Genomic DNA, 18840 nt, shown 5'->3' with positions numbered 1-18840 from the left:
ACGCTTTCAGTTTCAAAAAATATAAATAGCAAATTTTTTCAAATACACAAATCCTGTGGTGATACCATGAGCCAATGGGACTTCGCTTAGAAGTTGATTTTTCTAAATGCTCTGGATGCAAATATTGTGAGCTCTGGTGTTCCTTTAAACATGAAGGATTCTTCTCATCAACTTTCTCTAGAATAAAAATAATCAAAGATGATCTGAGAGAAATTGACTTTCCATTGATTTGTCAGAACTGTGAAGATGCTCCTTGCTCAAAAAGCTGTCCAACCAAGGCTCTATATTTCGATGAAAAAGAAAAGAAAGTTAAGCTTGATGAGTTTCTCTGCATTGGCTGCGGTTCATGCATAGACGCTTGTCCGTATGGCTACTTATCAATGAATCCTCTGAAATTGAAACCTCTTCTCTGTGATTTATGTGGAGGTCAGCCAGAATGTGTGAAAAGATGCCCAACGGGTGCTCTCTTTTTAACAAGCAGGGATCAACAGATTGAGAAGCCACAGAAGCATGAGCTTGGGAAAGATTATGCAACTGCCCTAGCAGCAGGTTTAAGATTAAGGAGCAAGTGGGGGATAAGAGATGTCTAAGCTATATGGATATGCTGGCAGAATATTGAGAATTAATCTAGAGAGGAGAGAAGTAAAGTTCGAGGAAGTTACAAAAGAACTAGCGGCTGGATATATCGGAGGAAGAGGATTTAACATAAGAAAGTTGTACGATGAGGTTCCTCCAGAAGTACATCCCTTGAGCCCTGATAATAAACTGATGATATCAACTGGTCCCATAGCTGGAACAGGATTTCCTCTTGGAGCGAGAGTGAATGTGAGTGGAAAATCGCCGCTTACTGGAATCCTTGGGGATTCAAATGCTGGAGGACATTTTGGGGCTGAGATGAAATATGCTGGCTTTGACCAGATAATATTGGAGGGAAAGAGCAGAAAGCCAATATACTTATACATAACGGAAAAGTCTGTTGAATTTAGAGACGCTGAAGGAATTTGGGGGAAAACCGTATCTAAAGCTCTCGATGAAATTATACGTGAAATTGGAGATCATAGAGTTCAAGTAGGCATAGTGGGCCCTGCATCTGAAAACGGTGTTCTCTTTGGAGGAGTATTCTTCAACAGAGTCAGGCCTGCAGCAAGAACCGGGATGGGAACCCTTATGGCATCGAAGAATGTCAAGGCCGTAGCAGTTAGAGGAGATGGATATGTTGAGGTTGCCGATCAAAATAAGTTCGAGAAAATTGTTGATGAAATAGAAAAAGAAGTATTTTCTCATGAGCAGTTCTGGCCAAGAAGAATAATGGGAACAACTAGAATTCTCCTTGCTGGAAACAGAATAGGCATGCTTCCCGCATATCACTTTTCTCGCGGTGAGGTTGATTTCGCCTATGATGTAAGCGGTGAAAAATTAGCTGTAAAGCACAATGTAAAGGTCAGGGGTTGCTTTTCATGTGTTGTTCCATGCAGTAGAGTCTATGTCTATCATAAAGACGGTGAGATTGTTGTGAATGAAGGGCTGGAATATGAAGCTCTGGCTGGGATGACTGTTAGAATAGGAAATAGAGATCTGGAGAAAGCTCTAGCTGCAGTTGATCTCCTCAATGAGCTTGGAATGGATGTAATCACGACAAGTGAAGTCATCTCGTGGGCAATGGAGCTATACGAAAGGGGGCTCATAAGCTTAGCTGATACTGATGGCCTCAGGCTCAATTGGGGAAACATGGAAGCAGTAATCGAGTTGATAAAACAGATAGCAAAGAAAGATGGTTTTGGAAAATTACTCTCTGAAGGGGTAGTCAAAGCTGCTGAGAAATTGAGAAAAGGAATGGAGCTCGCATTCCACGTAAAGAGACTTGAGATGATACAAGCAGATCCTAGAGCGTTGAAGGGCTATGGTCTCGGGTTTGCAGTCGCCAGCAGAGGAGCTGACCATCTCAGATCTGAGCCATTCATTGAGCTGAGTGATGATCCAAAAATCGGAATGGAGATGTTTGGAGAACCGGAGGCAACAATTCGTCTTGGAATAAGAGGAAAGGGAAGATTGGTTGCTTACTATGAGAACATCTGTGCGCTAGTTGATTCACTGGAAGTATGCAAAAATCTAGCTGAGAACATGAACATTCTCAACTATGAGAAAATTTCCGAACTGTTCACAGCAGTTACTGGAATTTCCCTGAGCCCAAGAGAAATTGAAGAAACAGGAGAGAGAATTGTGAATTTGGAAAGAGCATATTTAGTCAGAGAGGGTATAAGGAGAAAGGACGATTCACTTCCATCTCGCTTTTTGAAAGAACCAATGAAGGTAGGAAAGTCAAAGGGACAAGTTATTGAACTTGAGAGAATGCTTGATGAATACTACGCAGCAAGAAATTGGGATGTGAATACCGGAATACCGAGAGAGAGCACACTGCTTAGGCTAGGACTTGCGGATGTCGTTGAGGATTTGAAAAGAAGAAAAATAGAGCTCTTTTCTTAAAAAAATATATATAATAATTATATTTGGTGAAATCCATGGGAAAGGATATAGAATCAATTAGAAAGGGCATTGAGGATAGGGAAAAGGGGCTTAAAAGAGCTTTTTCCCAAGGGCAAATGATAATGATGGCAATAGGATCGGCTATAGGTACTGGGCTATTTTTGGGAAGCGGTTTCGCCATAAAATTGGCAGGTTCAGGAACAGCTGTCTCATACGTGCTGGGAGCTCTAATAGCATATTCGGTCGGGACCGCCTTAGCAGAGATGACCAAGCTGTTTCCAAGTCCTGGAGCTTTTGGCAACCACGCCGAAATTTTCATCAGCAGGTATCTGGGCTTTCTTGTGAAATTTATGTATTGGTTCGCTGAAGCCTTTGCAATAGGAGCAGATCTCGCAGCAGCATCTATTTATATGAGTTACTGGTTTCATGAAGTCAGCCCAGTGATCTGGATAGTAATATTTGGAGCAATGCTTTTCTTGCTGAACTCTATTAGCGTCAATGTCTTGGGGGCAGTTGAATATGCTCTTTCAACGATAAAGGTATCAGTTATTCTTTTATTCATTATTATTGGCTCATACATACTGCTACATCCGTCAGAGTTTGGTCTCATTTCAACCACTCCATTTTTCCAGGACATTTCGCAAAGAGGATTCACAGGTATCTGGCTAGCAACAGTAGTTGCTATCTACTCTTTCATCGGAGTTGAAGTTGTCGGAGTAACTTCTGGAGAAGCTAGAAATCCGGAAAAAGATTCGCCGAGGGCATTGAGGGCAGTGGTCATCTTGCTGACATTTCTCTATGTTTCATCTATAATAGCAATCGTCAATTTGGTTCCAGAGGGCTCTGCTGGTTTAACTGAAAGTCCATTTGTTCTCGTTTTCAATAAAGTCAACATACCAGCAGCAGCTTCTTTAGTGAACTTTGTTATACTGACTGCTGCTCTTTCTGGAGCAAACACGAACCTCTATTTAACTTCGAGAATGCTCTTCTCTTTAGCTAGAGGAGGTCTAGCTCCTTCGTTTCTTGGAAAGCTCAACAGGTTCAGATCTCCGTTCAATGCACTAGCAGCATCAATGGTAGGAGTGGTTGTGACAACAGTTCTATCTTACAGCTTTGGTTCCTCATTGTCTTACTTAATAGTTTTTGGAGTTGCAGCATTCGGCGGAATATTCACGTGGATGGCAATACTAGCATCACATATATCGTTTTCACTGAATTTCAGGAAGAGAGGAATTCCACTTAAATCTCTGCTGGGTTTGATGGCTTTGATGGGAGTGCTGATCTCAACGATAGTAACTCCGGGAATAGAGGTGACCGTGCCCTCTGGTTTGATTGTAATCGCGATAATAAGTATTGTATACAGGTTGCTGAATAGAGGAAAATAGGAGAAGGAAATGGTGTTGTTTTCTCTTTTTTTGTATTATTTTATATTAATTTTCTCTTTTCAGAGTCCATTATTGAGGAAAATATCTTCAACTGTAAGCCTTTCGATTACTGGAGTCCTGTTCATTAGACAAAGTTCGTGGGGAATCTTTTCCCTTCTGTGAATATAGAGCCCTGTGTAAAGTGCTGCTTTCTGTCCTGCTGAAAGAGCTCCCAGGTAATCCTCAATGCAGGAATCCCCGATGTGAAGAGCCCTGCTGGCATCTACACCTAGCCTTTTTTGAGCGATCTCGAATATCAATGGATTTGGCTTCTCCACCTCCAAATCAGAGGAAGAAATGATAGCATCCACATATTGAGATATGCCTGGCTTGTCGAGAATCTTCCAGAGAACAACCTCGGGAATTGAGGTGTTGCTGATGATTGCTATTTTCATTCCAATCTTCTTCAGCTCACTTAAAATATCAGGAACGCTAGGACCCAGCTTAAAGCTGTATTTCTCTATTTCGCTTAGGTAGATCCTTCCTATAGTCTCGATGTCTTTTGCAGAGAGAGACAGACCGAGAGAAGAAATTATTAGTTTTATGAATCTATCGAAGCGAATTGATAGGGAAAACTTCCCTAGGTGTAGAAAGCTCTTCGTTAATGCATTTTCGTCTACGCTGATTCCTAGTTCCTCTAGGCCTTTTTCTATAGCTTTTATCCTCATGCTTAGGTACTTTTTCTCTTCTTCCTCAGTCTCATAGATAAGCGTATACCAAAGATCAAATGTAATTCCTTCAAATTTCATGGTAATTACCATAGGCTTCTTTCAAAGGGGAGATAAAATTGTTTTATTCTAATAATGAAATTTATGTTATCATTGTTTATGGAGAAGCATCGGGCTTCGTGGTTAGAGGCATTTTTAGAATAAAGCAAAAGTTGAGAGCTATTGAGGAGCGCTGCATTTGAAATGCTTCGAGAGAGAACGAGCCAGTATAACTATAACCATAACCAGAGTTATGCCCCAAAGAATTGGTGATAGCATGCTGCTCAGGAAAGCTATTTGTATTCCTCCTTGCTCCAGCGCGAATACTACTGTTATTATGTACAAAAGAATCCTAAGATACTCTGCTATAGGACCAAGAAATTCTAGCTCTGACTCAACCTGTGAGCTCTTGTAGAGGTATCCAATAAAGGAATCTACGAGAAGAAATCCTGTGATGATTATTAGGAAGGCCTTGACGAATCCTCCAATGTAGACTACGAGAATCGTTCTCAGCAATATGCTAGCCTCAGCAAGATCCAAGAAGGAGGTTGTAGTGTATAGTGCGAGGACTACTGTAGTAGCATAGACTGTCCAAGAAGCTATTTTCCCAAAGAAATCGCTTGGCTTGTAGCCAGATTTAGCAATTGCTCTCCCTATTGCGAACTTCTCTATCCACTCATTCATCCCAATCTTCTCTATCAGGTTTCTAATTGCCCACCCAAGCGCTTTCCCTATGATTATTCCGATGACGAATATTACAACGGAAATCCCAACTATTCCTAAAATGTTATATATTGATGGTGGTATTGGCAACAATCTTACCTCCTTGCAATTAATTTTATCCGTTCTTCATGTGAACTATCCCTCGCTGCAGCGAGGGGATTCTAGCAAATAAGTTATATTAATACATGCATTTAAATCCCTGTCGTATTCCTTTCTGAAGCATGGCAAATACATTACATTGATCCCGTTCAGCATGAGAGGAATCAAAATTCACTTGAATTTTGGACATTTAAAATTAAACAATTCGCCTCCATGTGCAAGCTTGGGGTTTTGTTGTAAGATTAGATAAGAGCGTGCGAATGATTGAAAACGAATATCAGAATTCATGCCTCCTTTTAATTTGAAAGTCATGAAACTCTCCTCTATAATCTTCCCAATCTACCTCAATTTTCTCAACGAATGCTAAAGGAGGACCTCTCCTAACTTCGCCTATGAGCTCCTTCAACTTGTCCTCTTCCCCCTCTGCTACAATTTCCACACTTCCATCCTCAACATTTTTTACCCATCCTGTTATTCCAAGCCTATCCGCATGAGACTTAACGAAGGCTCTGAAGAAAACACCTTGAACTCTGCCATAAACTCTGATGTGAACTCTCGCTTTACCAGGCATGGCAGGAGTTCCCCTCTTCTATTTGGATAAGATTAGCAGAGTAATACATTCCAAGCCCTGAATATTCTATGCTCAGAATAATTCCAGTATTTGGGTCGGCTGTAATTATAACTCCACTGGAGGGATCGTAGTACCTTATACCAATAAAAGTTATTCCAGAAACCGTAAATTCTCGCATGCCAATGGGGAGCATTGTATCCACTAAGTTTAGCTCCTCCATTCCCAGTCCCTCAGCAATTCTGAAGGTCAAGTTACCATTGTATATTGCAGTGGCAGGTCCAATTCCACTTGTCAAGTTGTAGACAGATACGTTAACACTGTAGTTTCCAAGACTTCTAGCCAGTACGGTTTCGATTCTCATCTCCTCCTGCTTGTAATCACCTTGATTTATAGTAATGTTATAAACAAGCTTCAATCCTGGTTGCGAATAAAGAGGCATATAGCTGGGGCAGACGACCTGTGAAGCAGTTACAATAAGGCCAAGAAGGAGCAAGAGAGAGGCTGTTCCCACTACTATTATAAGGGCCACCGATTTATCTTTGCTTGGCTCCAAATCATTTCCCCCACTGAGCTGATTTCCTTCCCGCACTAAAGTGCAGGGTTCCTTGGGGGGCTTAGAGCTGCATTCCCAGTTGGAGCTGGGTTTAAGCTCTGCCCCAGGTATGAAAGCATTGCCCCTACCCTGCATAATGCAGAGCTCGGGGAAATGTTTTCTCGATACATGCTAGAGAATATAGAGCTTATAAGCCTTACCTCATCATCTCCGTCATAAAGAGGAGAAGTTTTTAAGTTAAAGTAACTTTTTCTCTTAAATTCTATCTCAAACGAAGAAAATATTTCGGTTTATTAGCTTGGCTATTTATTTTCACATATAGAGGGTAAGAACTTGAAATTCAATGTTATACTGGTTAAATTCGGAGAAATTGGCATAAAGGGAAAAATAGCGAGAAGGAGGATGCAGACGATTCTGGCTAAAAATATAGAGACAGCTCTGAAGGAAAACGGCTTCATGGATGCTAAAGTAAAAGTGCATCCAGGAAGGATCATTGTTGATGGAATATCCGAAGATGGGAGAGAGGCAGAAGTGATTTCAAGAGTATTTGGAGTTACAGGGGTGAGCAGAGCCCATAGGGGAGAATATAGCGATTTGAGAGATCTTGTTTCAAAGGTTGCTAATATTGTCGAAGAGGATGTGAAAGGAAAGATATTTATGGTGAGGGGCAGGAGGGCATATGAGGAGAGGTTCAATAGCAAAGACATCGAAAGAGAGCTCGGCTCTGAGCTTCTAAGGAGAGGCGCTAAAAAGGTAGATCTGGAGAACCCTGAAGTTAGTATCTGGACTGAGGCAAGAGGAGGTATCTTTCTAGTTTATGCCGAAAATATAAGGGGACCTGGAGGCCTACCTCTTGGAACGGATGGAAAGGTAATTGCTCTGGTTTCTGGGGGGTTTGATTCTCCTGTTGCTGCTTGGATGATTATGAGAAGAGGTGCAAAAGCGGACATTGTTTTCTTCAACATAGGAGGAAAGCTTCAAAAGGAGGTCTTTCTGAAGACTGTGAGAAAGCTACTCTGCAATTGGGGATATGGCTACAATTCCAAAGTTTTCATTATTGAACATAGATGGATATTCCCATATCTGGATAAATTTCCTGAGGGTTTTAGGACGGTTGCTCTGAAGGCTTCAATGTACATGGGGGGAGAAATTATTGCTGAGAGAGAGAAGGCAAAAGCAATAGTTACTGGAGAGAGCCTTGCACAGGTCTCAAGTCAGACCCTGGACAACTTATTTGCTACAGAGCAGTTTGTCAGTATTCCAGTTCTCAGGCCTCTTATAGGTATGGACAAGGTTGAAATAATTGACTTAGCTAGAAAGATTGGAACTTACGAGCACAGTAGCATGATGCCAGAGTTCTGTGCTATCTCAGGAACAAAGGCTAGCACTTCGGTTGATCCGAAAAGGCTATCTGAAATATATGAGGAACTTCGGTTGAGAGACGAGATAAAAGGAGAAGTCATCAATAATGCAGAAATAATAGAAAGAAGTGAGCTCTGCATGCAGGGCCCGTAGCCCAGCCAGGATTAAGGCACCGGCCTCCGGAGCCGGAGATCCCGGGTTCAAATCCCGGCGGGCCCGCGTACTTCATTCAAATTAATAGCTAACTTCCTTTTACTCGAGAAGCACGGATTTTTGGATTAAAAGGCTTTGATCACTATAATTTAGCTGAACTCTAATTTTCACGGCTTTTACCCCTTTAAACTCAAAAGAAATTAGCATATTAGACAAGAACCTTGATAGTATCTGCGAATATTCTTCATGAGCATAGAAATATCGCTGCTCTATTAGGGCGAAATAATTTCAACAGATTTTTTAGATTGGTATGAAACTTAGAATTTTTAATACTATTATTATTTTTCATTTAGAGGATTGCATCATATTGAAAACGACAAGATAATCCTTAATAGTTTTATGTGCTTTGCGATAAGTAAACTTATAAGAAAAAGAATTACTTTTTCTTGACAATCCATTTTCTCCTTGTTTTAAACCACGCGTAAGCCCATATTCTGGGAAGAAATAAGTAAGTTAAAATAGGAATCGAAGCAATTAATCCTATAGTCAGGATAAGTTTTACGTTTTTCCAAAACACATATGAATTTAGATTACTAGTTAGTGAATTCAATTCTTCATCAGCCAGGGTTAAATTATTATTGACCCAATTTTCCTCAATGGTAGTAAGATTTCCATTGCTTAAAAGACTCAAAGCATTGTTTAAATATTGTTCCACTTTGCTGGTATTCAGACCTTCTTCACTAGCTTTTTCTAATTTAACAACGATTGATTCAATGTGCTGAAGGTAATTCTCAGAGTTTGCAGATGAAGATATGACAACAGCGTTCCCTAACATTGTAACAATTAGCAGTATTAATGAATATATTCTTATCTTTCTTTTAATATTCATTAATAGTTCAGCTCCTATTAACTATTTCACTGAAGGACCAGGGTGATAAACATTAATTTTGATTTGTCACAATTAACGGTAATTATACCAACATTAAATGAAAAAGAAAGTATAGGCCTGGTTCTAAAAGAATTGTTTGAAGTGGGGATCCCTAAAAATAACATAATAATTGTGGATGGACGTAGCACAGATGGAACAGATAAGATAGCAAAAGACTTGGAAGTACGAATCATATACCAAGATGGGAAAGGAAAAGCTGATGCTGTAAAAAAGGGATTGAGCCTAGCTGATACAAAATACGCTATAGTTATGGATGGTGATTATACATATCCAGCTAAATACATTCCTTATTTGCTGGAAACTGCACAAAGAAAGAACTGCGTTGAAGTTATAGGAGCTAGAGTTCGGGGAAGAGAGAATATACCGTTTATAAACAGAATAGGTAATAAAATAATCACAGAAATGTTCAATATTTTATACGGAACGAGATTGCGAGATGTGCTATCGGGCATTTATTTAGTAAATATAAATCAGCTAAAAGATATATTGTACGAAACGAGAGGTTTTGGCATAGAAATTGAAATTGCTTCACATATAGCAGGAAACTCTCTTGAAATATGTGAAATACCAATTGAATATAGACCGAGAATAGGTAAAAAGAAGCTGAAAGTTCTCGATGGATTCCACATAGCTATGGATTTAGTTAAGATGACATGGAGATACAATCCAATATTTTTCATGTTAATGATAGCAAGTTCACTATTGTTACCTGGAATAGCTCTAGGACTATATGTAACATATCATTATATTTTTGAAGGAGTAAACTATTTCATTAAAGGAATAGCTGCTTTAGTTCTCACATCTGCGGGATTCAACGCAATGTTGCTAGGGATTCTAACTCTCTATCTGAAGAGAATGGAATTAAGAATTAGAAAACTAATTCTTCAGAGAATGGAACAAAAGTAAGGTAATTTTATAAACTTCTCATAAAAAAACTTAGCTGTTAGAGACTTATGGCAAAATGAATAGGATATTTTAACAGATTCTTTTCATTGTTATTAAAAACATTAATAGCTTTATATTTTTCTGATATTAAATTACATTTTAAAACATTTGTATAATCAACATTTTATTAAGTATTTAATCAAAAAGCATCAGAAGTTAGAGGTATATCAATCTTGGCTTTCGCAAATAAAAAATCGGCCCAACAATTGTTAGCTCTAACAGCTTTAGCAATATATGCTGGAGGAATTTTACAATATGTTTTACAGACCTATTCGTCATATTTTAGATTTATATTTCTCAGCTTTACCGAAAGCTATCTCATTGTATGCTACTTCACTGCTTATTTATCTATATTTCATATACTGAGTAGAATTGGGGTTTCATCAAGAATTAGGGTTAGCAGAATTCTTTTGTTCATAGTGCTTTCTCTATTAGCTTTAATTTTTTATCAAATGGGCTATAGCAATGAGCAATACCTTTTACAGTACGATGGTATAAGCTTCATACTGTTTGTATTTGCGATGATTGCCCTAATATTCGACTTTAAAAATATAGTTCAAATGATAGCAGTCCTATTGATTCTTCTATGTACAGTTCCTATACCTCCATCAATTTCAGGGGTATTTCTTAGCTTTTTTATATCAATTACCAAATTCAGCACATTGAATTTATTGCTCCTGAGTCCTGGGTTATCGCTAATTGGCTCGGTACTATCAGTTACTCCAATAGTTATAGCTGTCATGTACAATGAAAAAATCAGCTACAGAAATATCTTACGCATTACTGCTTTGTTGATAATGGCAACAGTTATAGGATTCGCTGGAGATTTAATTAGAACAGTTCTTTACATTCAAAATGTAGAAATGGGAATTTTGGGAAAAATGCTATCGTCGACTTTAATTTACTCACTTGTCTCCGTTCTTCTGGTTCTGATAATTAATCGAAAAATAATTAAGTTCTCTTATCTCGGAGAGAAAATTGATGAAAAGGATAATTTATTATCATTTATTTTATCTATAGTTATTGTTTTCGCTTCCTTAATCTCGCTCATTATCATAACACAAACTTTTCTCATTAATTCACCATTGAACAGTGGAATAGAAGTTAGATTAAGCGGCGAGGAACAGTTCATGAATAATTCCACGGCAATCATATTTGAAAAGATCGGAATTATTACAGTAAATGAATATTCGTATATATATAACGATGGGATTGAAGACGCTATTTTGAGCGAGTTTAGTGCAGGAAATGGTTCCAATGTATATAAGGGGATATTGAGCTTGTCCAGAACTCCAAATAAATTGTATGATGCAAAAACGATTCTTGAACTTGAGAATTATATAATTAAGCAGGAATGGAGCAACCAGGATAATTATGGAAGGGTATATTACTATATTGTAGAGGGGTCAGGCGAAGAAAAATTAGTACTTCAGAGGCTAATTAAAACAAAGCTAATTTATAATGATTCGAGTAATATGGAGTTTTATGGTGAAATCACATTAATGGCAAATTTGGACAACAACACATGGAATTTTTTTAATTCTTTTAATAATGCTCTGAACAACCTCGGTAATAGTGAGCTTTTTCCACAGTTTTTCGATAAATTCAAAACGCTAGTTACATTGCTCTACGTGTTTATATTCTTGTTACTTTCCTACTTATCAATAGATCCCTTGCGCAAAGCTATTAGACATATTTTGGAACGGTGATAAATGAATGAACGATATGAATTTCGAACAAGCGAGAGAGATTGTAAATAACATACTCAAAGAAATATCAAAGGCCTATGTCGGGAAAAAAGAGCTAGTGGAATTAGCTGTGGCAACACTGTTTTCTGGAGGACATTTATTGATTGAGGGCTATCCTGGCACAGGCAAAACCCTGTTAGCAAAACTTCTTGCGAAGGTCATTGGAGGTAAATATAAACGTATACAAGGACACCCAGATGTGTTGCCAAGTGATATAATAGGATTTCATGTTTACAGGTTAGATGGTACAAAAGTGTATATCCCAGGACCAGTTTTTTCAAATATATTATTTATTGATGAGCTAAATCGAATATCTACTAGATCCCAGTCAGCCTTGCTCGAAGCAATGCAGGAAAAGCAGGTCACAGTTGATGGCGAAACATATCAGCTCCAGAAGCCTTTTCTCGTGATAGCTACCTCTATTCCATTTCCTATGGCTAGGGGAGCCTTTCAGGTTATGGAGACGCTTGTGGATAGGTTCTCCGCTAATGTACTGAGCACATATAACAAGTTCGATGAAGAATTGGAAATAATTGATAAAGCTGACATAATTATGAATCTACCCGTTGACACAGTTACTACACTAGTTGAAGTTGTTGATGTTGTTAACTCAATACACAGGTTAGTGTATGTTGAGAAAAATATTAAGGAATACAGTGTTGCGATAGTTTCGAATTTAAGGAGTGATGAAAGGGTTGAATATGGTCCATCTCATAGAGCTACAGTTGATTTGTTGAGACTCAGCAGAGTAATAGCATTGATGGACAATAGAAACTATGTTATACCAGACGATATAAAGAAGGTTGCCGTTCCAGTCATTGCTCATAGAGTCAAAATCAAAGCTGAGTACGAGTCTGAGGGTTATACTGGTAATTCCCTGGTTGAAGAGGCGCTTCGCAAAGTAGCTGTTCCGAGGTGAATACGTTGGAGAAGAAATTTCTATTAAGCATTGTTCTGATAGTTATGATTTTAGTTATTAACTCTTTATACAGATTAATTTTGCATCCTTCTACATTCCTTTTGGTATATTTGTCATATGCTTTGATATTATTTAATTTAGTTACTGTACTCAGAACGAAAATCCTGGCTGGGTTAAACTTAGTCCTTGGATTTAATTTAACTCTGAATATTGTTTTTTTGATACTTAATATATTCAACTTAGTTAACCTTGTAGATATTTTCATTTCGGCCTCATTGCTAGCTTTATTTATTGGGGGCTTAATTAAAAAGAAAATAAACTACTTGTCATTATATATACCATTAGCAACAATAATTGGTGTATATATTGGATTCGTTGTCGGAATAGAATATCCTCTCAAATATAGTTTGCTTGGTATTTTGGATTTATCCTCATCTCAATTAATAGAAGAGGGAGATAGAAAGGAAACAATACTAGCTAGAACGTTGTCTGCAACCGCTCTATACACTTCGCCAATGTATTTTGTAGGAATTTTAGCGTGTCTGTACAACATATTACTATTCATCCTGAAAAATGTGTCAATTTATAAAGGGCATCTAATTACAGGTTTAGATATAATGTTCAAGCCAATGGTCTATGGGTTAAAACCATGGATCTGAAATACTTTGTCCTTGGTTTAAATATTACCTTAATTTCAGCTTTACTCGCACTATATGGACTGCTGATTAATAGTTCTAGCTTGGTAGGCTTATTTGCTTCAAATGTGATTTTAGGTTTAGTAATAATAGCAATAAGTTTCTCAACCAAAGAAGGATTATCTAATGTTCTCCTAAACTATTCTAATATCCTAACAAGATATGCTACTCTCACTATAGAGGAATTTGAACTTCTTGAAGCAATGCCGGCACTGGTTAAAAAAGATGATAAAATCTTCTTGGTTCTCACTAATAGCAAAGATTTCAATCATCTTGAAGCAGGTTTAGGATTTAACAAAAACCTCCCATATCTAGCTATACCTGTCGATGATTTGATGAACGATATAGAGAAACTTAATGAAGATAGTGGGCATGCTATTGAAGCAGAACTTGGCGAATTACTTACTGAGGAGTTCCCAGTATCTAAAAGAGTGAGAGTTGAATATTCTAATAAAACAATCAAAATATCTCTTGTAGAGATAGATAAGAGAATTTTAGATTTTTACAAATATCCCTTGGATCCCGTAACATTTTTGATGATGATAATTTTAAACAGACTAACTGACAAAAATTTATTGTTGAAGAACAAATCAATCAATATAGACCAAGCAACATATGAGTTTGAGGTCTTGGAACGTGATGAGACGAGTTGATGTTTTTTTGATGACCTACGTTATATTGACCTCCATTTTGAACGCTTCTCTCTTTTTACTGAATGAAACTCGAGTAGATGCTTATGTCTCGGTAAATATTCTGATATTTTATATAACTTATGCTATTGTTAAACCGTTTAGAAATCCTGGATTGCCAGGAAGGATTCTCCAAATAGTTCTCCTGTTAATATTCGCTATAATGATTAGTTATAGAGTCCTTGAGGTGCTCTCAAAGTAATGAACAAGAATGCTGCTTCTCTGCTAATTTTAACCTTTTTTATTGTATCATCCCCATATGTAGCAATATCTCAAGAGCAAACAAATATTGACTGCGGTTATCTGCTTAAATTATTGAACCTTGAGTTGAATTATGCTGTTAACTATAACATTTCTTCTGGACTTGCGCTAGCTCAAGATGCATTGAACATGGGCTTACCAAGTGAAATCTCAACTCCTCACAGTAAAATTTACACAGCATTCTTAGATTATTTCAATTTATTGGAAAATCTCAGAGAAGGTGCCTACACCAATGAATCTGCTTTGACATTGCTGAGAACCCTAATTAACACCAGAGATGTTTTTAACACTACGCTTAATACCTATGTGAATTACTTAGCTTCATGCTCAATTACCAGAGATGTAGCAAATCGATTGAAGAACGAAGATCTCTATTTGGTTGGCATGCTCGTGAACACTATATATCCCAACATATATCAATCCATACTGAATATGCTAAAGGGTCCGGAATTAGTAAATGTAGATATCCCTAAGAAGGTATTTCAACCAGGTGAAAGCCTTGTCATAAATATAACACCTCTCGTTGATGGTGTCAATATATTGAAAGTCCAGGTGGATCATTGGCCAACTTTCAAAAAATTAAGTGATCTAGATCGGAGCGCGTGTGGAAGTACCGGTTGTATTGTTACCTATAGAGTACCATATTTGAATGAAGTGAAAGACTTGGTAGTGGAAAACCTTGTCCAACTGGCCTTAGTGGTCACGTATAGTTTTCATAATCTTAATTTGAGCTATACTAAGCTTTTCGAGGTTGTCTATGGATATCCGAATGTATCAGTAGAAGTTCAACCGGCAATAAACTTTGGAGATAACTTATCAATAACTTTGAAATCAGATAATACATACAACGTAACAATGTCAATAAATAATGTTGAAGTACTAAACACGAGTATTCTGCTTGGAGCTAACACATACATTATCCCATTTAACTCAACTTTATTCAAAATTGGAATCAACCAATTAAAGGTTGTCATTAGCAGCACATCTACTACAGTGCAATATTCTATTGAGAAGTCTTTCACAGTAGCAGTTAAAAGTCCGAATATAGAAGTCCAGACTCCTCTAATAGTTTTTGGTTGGCGAAGTTCCCTTCCAGTAACAGTGGTCAATTATGAGAATAAAGATGTTGATTTAATAATATATGTGAACAATAAAGAAATCCTGAATTCGACACTAAATAACAGCATAGATGAAATTGGTATACCTTTTTTCTCACTTTTTCCCAGTATTTTGAAAATGGATGTTTACTTCGTTAATGAATATGGAACACAAATATTAATTTTACATAAAGAAATAATGTATGTTAATGTTTCCTTTTTATTAGCATTTATAATAGCCTCAATACTATTAATCAATTATATTAGAAGTGAATTTCTTATAATACCACCTTTTGATATAAGCGCTAAAAAGACAAAAGCAAATCAAGGATCAAAAGCAGCAAGCGCTCCATCAAAACATAGAATCAAGTACAGTATTAAATCGAGGCTAGTAAACATTTACTACAATTTATTGAATAAACTCCGCTTACAACAGCCTGATTACTATGAAACTCTGAGAGAGCACTACAGGAGGGTTATATCGAAGAGTATTTTGTCTGAAGCAATGTGGAGGCTTCTTACCATAGTTGAAAGAGATCTGTACTCTGGTGACAAACCAGCCGATGAAGAGGCCGACAAAATAGCCAATGAGATAGCTGAAGAGGCTGAGAGGGTTGATTGAGAATAAGCGTATCATTCTGACAATTTCACTACTGATTGGTGTACTTATCTTTCTTGTATTATTGCTAACTATGCCTTCCAACATCGATTACAGCATATTAAATAACGGGAATCTTGGTCTATCTAGATTTTATGCGGAATACAAACCTCTTGTAATGCTAGATTACAATGAGCTGGCAAAAATCAATTCAAATAATACAATTTTGCTGGTTAATGGAATAAATCAATCAAAAACTGTAGATCTAGAGAAATTGAAGATATTCATAGAGAATGGTGGAGAGGTAGCAATCACTGGTAATGGTCAGTTTATCAATAGTATTCTGAACGGTTTAGGTATTAAAGACTATGTCTCTGACTATCATGTTTACGATCCAGTTTTAAATAAAGGAACCCCTAAATTAGTGGTTGCTTTAAGCAGTATATATAATTCAAATGTATCGATCTATGAACCGTTTCTATTCAATGTAAAGCAAGGAGAGCCTATCATAGCTACCAGCAATTATTCATATGTTGATCTCAATGGAAATGGTTACTGGGATTTGAATGAGCCCATCGGGTCATTTATCATCGGTGCAAGATATAGCATTGGGAAGGGGGAATTATATGTCATTGCTGCAAATGGACTAATTGTGAATTCAATAATTAATTATAATAATAACTTTTTAGACAATCTGCTGAAGGGCAAAAAAGTTTTTATAGATCAATCTTTTTTGTCAGGAAATCTATTGGAGTATTTAAAGGTACTAGAGCTAACTGGAAGAATAACCCCCTATGTTGCTTTAATGATGACCTTCTTGTCAACAATAGGCGCTTTGGTTCTAGGCAAATCAGTTAGAGAAAAAAGTGAAAATAGGAAACTACTAGCAGCAGTTGAGCTTGTATTTGCCTTATTAATCTTATATAGTATCTTTACAATTGGCAATTACTACTTTGCGCTTTTTTTAGTTTTTCTTCCCCTGTATTTTCTTGCTAGGAATTTCTATAGATTTATTTTGGGATTATCCTTCAACATTCTATATTTGTATTTGAATTCTAATTTGAATTTTCTAATAGGTGTCATAATTTTTTTCCTAGCTATACTTATATTCCTGGAATATTTATCAAATATTAGCAATATAGAGAATCCATTTGTCGATATAATGGGAGCAGTTCTAATTTATTTTCCTATATATATTCTCGAACCAGTAACTGTCATACCAGGTATAGCTATTATATTTATGTTAATTGTTTCGGTCTTTATTGAATATGTTGAATTATCAGTATTCAATGTTGAATTGGTTAATGCGCCATTCAGTATATATCTTGGGGATACCGGTAAAATCGAAATGAACATACGGGGGCGAGGAGAAGCAAAAGCATATTTGTACTTGAATAATAAGCTTGTTAGAAGCTTAGATATCCTCGATTCTGCTAAAGTTGATTTGGCGTTTAGACCTGAACATGCAGGGTTGCAGAGATATGTTGTCGGCATAAAGCTTAGGGGTAAAAGGGGACTAGCAACATTGGTATTTAGACCTGTAAATGCAACAATTAGGATCATTCCTAAGAGAAGCTTAATTGGAAAAAAAGCTAGAGCCATTCTAGAGAAATACATCAATGAAATTGGAGCTCCTTACATACTTTTTACTTCATTTAGAGAGCTGAATATTAGCAGGAAAGGTGGTTCATGGACCTTTAATTGGAGCTTTCCTCATAGTGTTTTCGATGTTTATGAGAAATTAGTAGGTAAATCATTTCGTGGGGATTACGCTGGAGTAAGAGAATATATCCCTGGAGACTCTCCGAGGAATATACACTGGAAAAAAAGTGCCAGTATGGGAGAACTAATTATCAAAGAGTATGCTTCGACCCCCATCTCCGAGCTGAATCATGCTACTGTTGTTATAGCAGACTGGACTGCTCCAAACCAAGTTGAGTTAGATATGATTATAGAGGCAACATATAGTGCTATTCTAAGCGATAAATCATCAAAGGTATTATTTCTTAAAGTACCCAGAACAGGATTTTATTTGGTGAAGGGTCGAAGCATTGAAGTTCTAGCAGCTTTAGAATCCATTATCAAAGCGGAAAAAGTGGAGGCACTATTCGATTATGAGAGTTGGCCTAAAAAAAGCATAAGTATAAGCTCAGAAGTAAATACAAAAGTCTTCAAGGACCTTATTGAATATTACAGGATGCAGGCAGATGCATTAGTCAAAGAACTGGAAAACCAGGGAGTTTCGAGGGGTTCTCAATTCTTTATCATTAATTCGAACTCTTTAAGTTTGAAGTATAACATCATAGCCCAAAGCTTGGTTGAGCATGGATATAGGCCAGCCTATATTGAAAAAACATATTTGGAGGGAAGACTGTATGAGGCTTGATGAAGAGGTTTTCGCTGTAATATTAGCTGTGACAATAGTAGGTTCAGTTCTATCTGTAGCAATGATAATACCCAGAAGTTCCGAGAGATTTGCATCTCTTGGCCTATTAGGAGAAGATGCTAAGATTGGAGATTATCCTAGAGAAGTTTTTGTTGGAGAGAAAGTTAAATTGAATCTATATTTAGCAAACTACATGGGATATACAGCCTTGTTTATGATTCAAGGTAAAATAGGAAATGGTCAAATACCAATCAATGGAACTTCTCTTGATGTTCCTCCAGTTTTAACTAAATATATCGTTCTCTGCAACGAATGCAACGCCACGATTCCGGTGGAAGTTGTTTTCAATGAACCATGGATTAATCAGACACTGGTTTTTGAGCTATATATATTCAATAGCACTTTGAATGAATGGAATTATACTGGGATATACGTCTTTCTCAGATTAAATGTTACAAGCATAGGGGCATGGTGATC

General features: G+C 37.1%; 18 protein-coding genes and 1 tRNA gene. 14 read left to right on the top strand and 5 right to left on the bottom strand.

Annotation, left to right across the window (positions count from 1 at the left end):
- Positions 1-74: 74 nt before the first annotated feature.
- From QXR92_06105 to QXR92_06095, 3 genes are read left to right on the top strand one after another with little or no spacing between them, the layout of a single operon-like run.
- Positions 75-590 carry a 4Fe-4S dicluster domain-containing protein gene (locus QXR92_06105; protein MEM0319572.1) on the top strand — a complete coding sequence of 172 codons (516 nt, stop codon included), beginning with the start codon at positions 75-77 and terminating at the stop codon, positions 588-590.
- On the top strand, positions 583-2484 hold the full coding sequence (locus tag QXR92_06100; protein ID MEM0319571.1) for an aldehyde ferredoxin oxidoreductase family protein: 1902 nt from the start codon (positions 583-585) through the stop codon (positions 2482-2484). Before QXR92_06105 ends, QXR92_06100 begins: the two co-directional genes overlap by 8 nt.
- Positions 2485-2519: 35 nt before the next feature.
- On the top strand, positions 2520-3869 hold the full coding sequence (locus QXR92_06095) for an amino acid permease (protein MEM0319570.1): 1350 nt from the start codon (positions 2520-2522) through the stop codon (positions 3867-3869).
- A 59-nt stretch (positions 3870-3928) separates the two neighbouring features.
- On the opposite strand, the gene QXR92_06090 is transcribed toward QXR92_06095, so the two are convergent.
- From QXR92_06090 to QXR92_06075, 4 genes are all read right to left on the bottom strand, one after another.
- Positions 3929-4657, bottom strand: coding sequence for an HAD-IA family hydrolase (locus QXR92_06090; GenBank protein MEM0319569.1), 729 nt, complete (start codon positions 4655-4657; stop codon positions 3929-3931).
- Positions 4658-4795: 138 nt separating this feature from the next.
- Positions 4796-5428 (bottom strand): hypothetical protein, encoded by a 633-nt coding sequence (locus QXR92_06085; protein MEM0319568.1) that lies wholly within the window; start codon positions 5426-5428, stop codon positions 4796-4798.
- Between the two features lie 286 nt (positions 5429-5714).
- Positions 5715-6008 (bottom strand): acylphosphatase, encoded by a 294-nt coding sequence (locus QXR92_06080; protein ID MEM0319567.1) that lies wholly within the window; start codon positions 6006-6008, stop codon positions 5715-5717.
- Positions 5998-6561, bottom strand: a complete 564-nt coding sequence (locus tag QXR92_06075; protein ID MEM0319566.1) for a hypothetical protein — start codon at positions 6559-6561, stop codon at positions 5998-6000. Before QXR92_06075 ends, QXR92_06080 begins: the two co-directional genes overlap by 11 nt.
- A 333-nt stretch (positions 6562-6894) precedes the next feature.
- Here QXR92_06075 and thiI point away from each other — a divergent pair, with 333 nt between their 5' ends.
- Entirely contained in the window at positions 6895-8076 is a 1182-nt protein-coding gene (gene thiI, locus QXR92_06070) for a tRNA uracil 4-sulfurtransferase ThiI (GenBank protein ID MEM0319565.1), read from the top strand.
- Positions 8067-8142, top strand: a tRNA-Arg gene (locus QXR92_06065). The genes thiI and QXR92_06065 overlap by 10 nt, the downstream gene beginning before the upstream one ends.
- Positions 8143-8512: 370 nt before the next feature.
- Here the strand turns inward: QXR92_06065 and QXR92_06060 are convergent.
- A complete protein-coding gene (locus QXR92_06060; protein ID MEM0319564.1) occupies positions 8513-8965 on the bottom strand; it encodes a hypothetical protein in 453 nt (150 codons plus the stop codon).
- Positions 8966-9007: 42 nt separating this feature from the next.
- Here QXR92_06060 and QXR92_06055 point away from each other — a divergent pair, with 42 nt between their 5' ends.
- From QXR92_06055 to QXR92_06015, 9 genes are all read left to right on the top strand, one after another.
- Positions 9008-9931, top strand: coding sequence for a glycosyltransferase family 2 protein (locus QXR92_06055; protein MEM0319563.1), 924 nt, complete (start codon positions 9008-9010; stop codon positions 9929-9931).
- Between the two features lie 212 nt (positions 9932-10143).
- Positions 10144-11679: a hypothetical protein gene (locus QXR92_06050; GenBank protein MEM0319562.1), complete on the top strand. Its 1536-nt coding sequence runs from the start codon at positions 10144-10146 to the stop codon at positions 11677-11679.
- Positions 11680-11686: 7 nt separating this feature from the next.
- Positions 11687-12637 (top strand): MoxR family ATPase, encoded by a 951-nt coding sequence (locus tag QXR92_06045; GenBank protein ID MEM0319561.1) that lies wholly within the window; start codon positions 11687-11689, stop codon positions 12635-12637.
- A 5-nt stretch (positions 12638-12642) separates the two neighbouring features.
- Positions 12643-13296 (top strand): hypothetical protein, encoded by a 654-nt coding sequence (locus QXR92_06040; protein ID MEM0319560.1) that lies wholly within the window; start codon positions 12643-12645, stop codon positions 13294-13296.
- On the top strand, positions 13287-13985 hold the full coding sequence (locus QXR92_06035; GenBank protein ID MEM0319559.1) for a hypothetical protein: 699 nt from the start codon (positions 13287-13289) through the stop codon (positions 13983-13985). Before QXR92_06040 ends, QXR92_06035 begins: the two co-directional genes overlap by 10 nt.
- 10 nt (positions 13986-13995) lie before the next feature.
- The gene (locus QXR92_06030; GenBank protein MEM0319558.1) at positions 13996-14223 is read left to right on the top strand and encodes a hypothetical protein; all 228 of its coding nucleotides are present in this window, start codon (positions 13996-13998) and stop codon (positions 14221-14223) included.
- On the top strand, positions 14223-16001 hold the full coding sequence (locus QXR92_06025) for a hypothetical protein (protein ID MEM0319557.1): 1779 nt from the start codon (positions 14223-14225) through the stop codon (positions 15999-16001). Before QXR92_06030 ends, QXR92_06025 begins: the two co-directional genes overlap by 1 nt.
- On the top strand, positions 15994-18363 hold the full coding sequence (locus QXR92_06020) for a DUF58 domain-containing protein (protein MEM0319556.1): 2370 nt from the start codon (positions 15994-15996) through the stop codon (positions 18361-18363). The genes QXR92_06025 and QXR92_06020 overlap by 8 nt, the downstream gene beginning before the upstream one ends.
- The gene (locus QXR92_06015) at positions 18353-18838 is read left to right on the top strand and encodes a DUF1616 domain-containing protein (GenBank protein ID MEM0319555.1); all 486 of its coding nucleotides are present in this window, start codon (positions 18353-18355) and stop codon (positions 18836-18838) included. The genes QXR92_06020 and QXR92_06015 overlap by 11 nt, the downstream gene beginning before the upstream one ends.
- Positions 18839-18840 lie beyond the last annotated feature (2 nt).

This window comes from Fervidicoccaceae archaeon (assembly GCA_038734945.1).
Lineage (GTDB): Archaea > Thermoproteota > Thermoprotei_A > Sulfolobales > Fervidicoccaceae > ARK-14.
Note: the sequence above shows the minus strand (reverse complement) of the source record. Positions and strands in the feature narration are given on the sequence as shown.

Coding starts and splice junctions, on each gene's coding strand:
- QXR92_06100 (MEM0319571.1), top strand. CDS start 583: ATGTCTAAGCTATATGGATATGCTGGCAGAATATTGAGAATTAATCTA.
- QXR92_06045 (MEM0319561.1), top strand. CDS start 11,687: ATGAACGATATGAATTTCGAACAAGCGAGAGAGATTGTAAATAACATA.
- QXR92_06090 (MEM0319569.1), bottom strand. CDS start 4,657: ATGAAATTTGAAGGAATTACATTTGATCTTTGGTATACGCTTATCTAT.
- QXR92_06095 (MEM0319570.1), top strand. CDS start 2,520: ATGGGAAAGGATATAGAATCAATTAGAAAGGGCATTGAGGATAGGGAA.
- QXR92_06060 (MEM0319564.1), bottom strand. CDS start 8,965: ATGAATATTAAAAGAAAGATAAGAATATATTCATTAATACTGCTAATT.
- QXR92_06030 (MEM0319558.1), top strand. CDS start 13,996: ATGACCTACGTTATATTGACCTCCATTTTGAACGCTTCTCTCTTTTTA.
- QXR92_06015 (MEM0319555.1), top strand. CDS start 18,353: ATGAGGCTTGATGAAGAGGTTTTCGCTGTAATATTAGCTGTGACAATA.
- QXR92_06105 (MEM0319572.1), top strand. CDS start 75: ATGGGACTTCGCTTAGAAGTTGATTTTTCTAAATGCTCTGGATGCAAA.
- QXR92_06080 (MEM0319567.1), bottom strand. CDS start 6,008: ATGCCTGGTAAAGCGAGAGTTCACATCAGAGTTTATGGCAGAGTTCAA.
- QXR92_06025 (MEM0319557.1), top strand. CDS start 14,223: ATGAACAAGAATGCTGCTTCTCTGCTAATTTTAACCTTTTTTATTGTA.
- QXR92_06035 (MEM0319559.1), top strand. CDS start 13,287: ATGGATCTGAAATACTTTGTCCTTGGTTTAAATATTACCTTAATTTCA.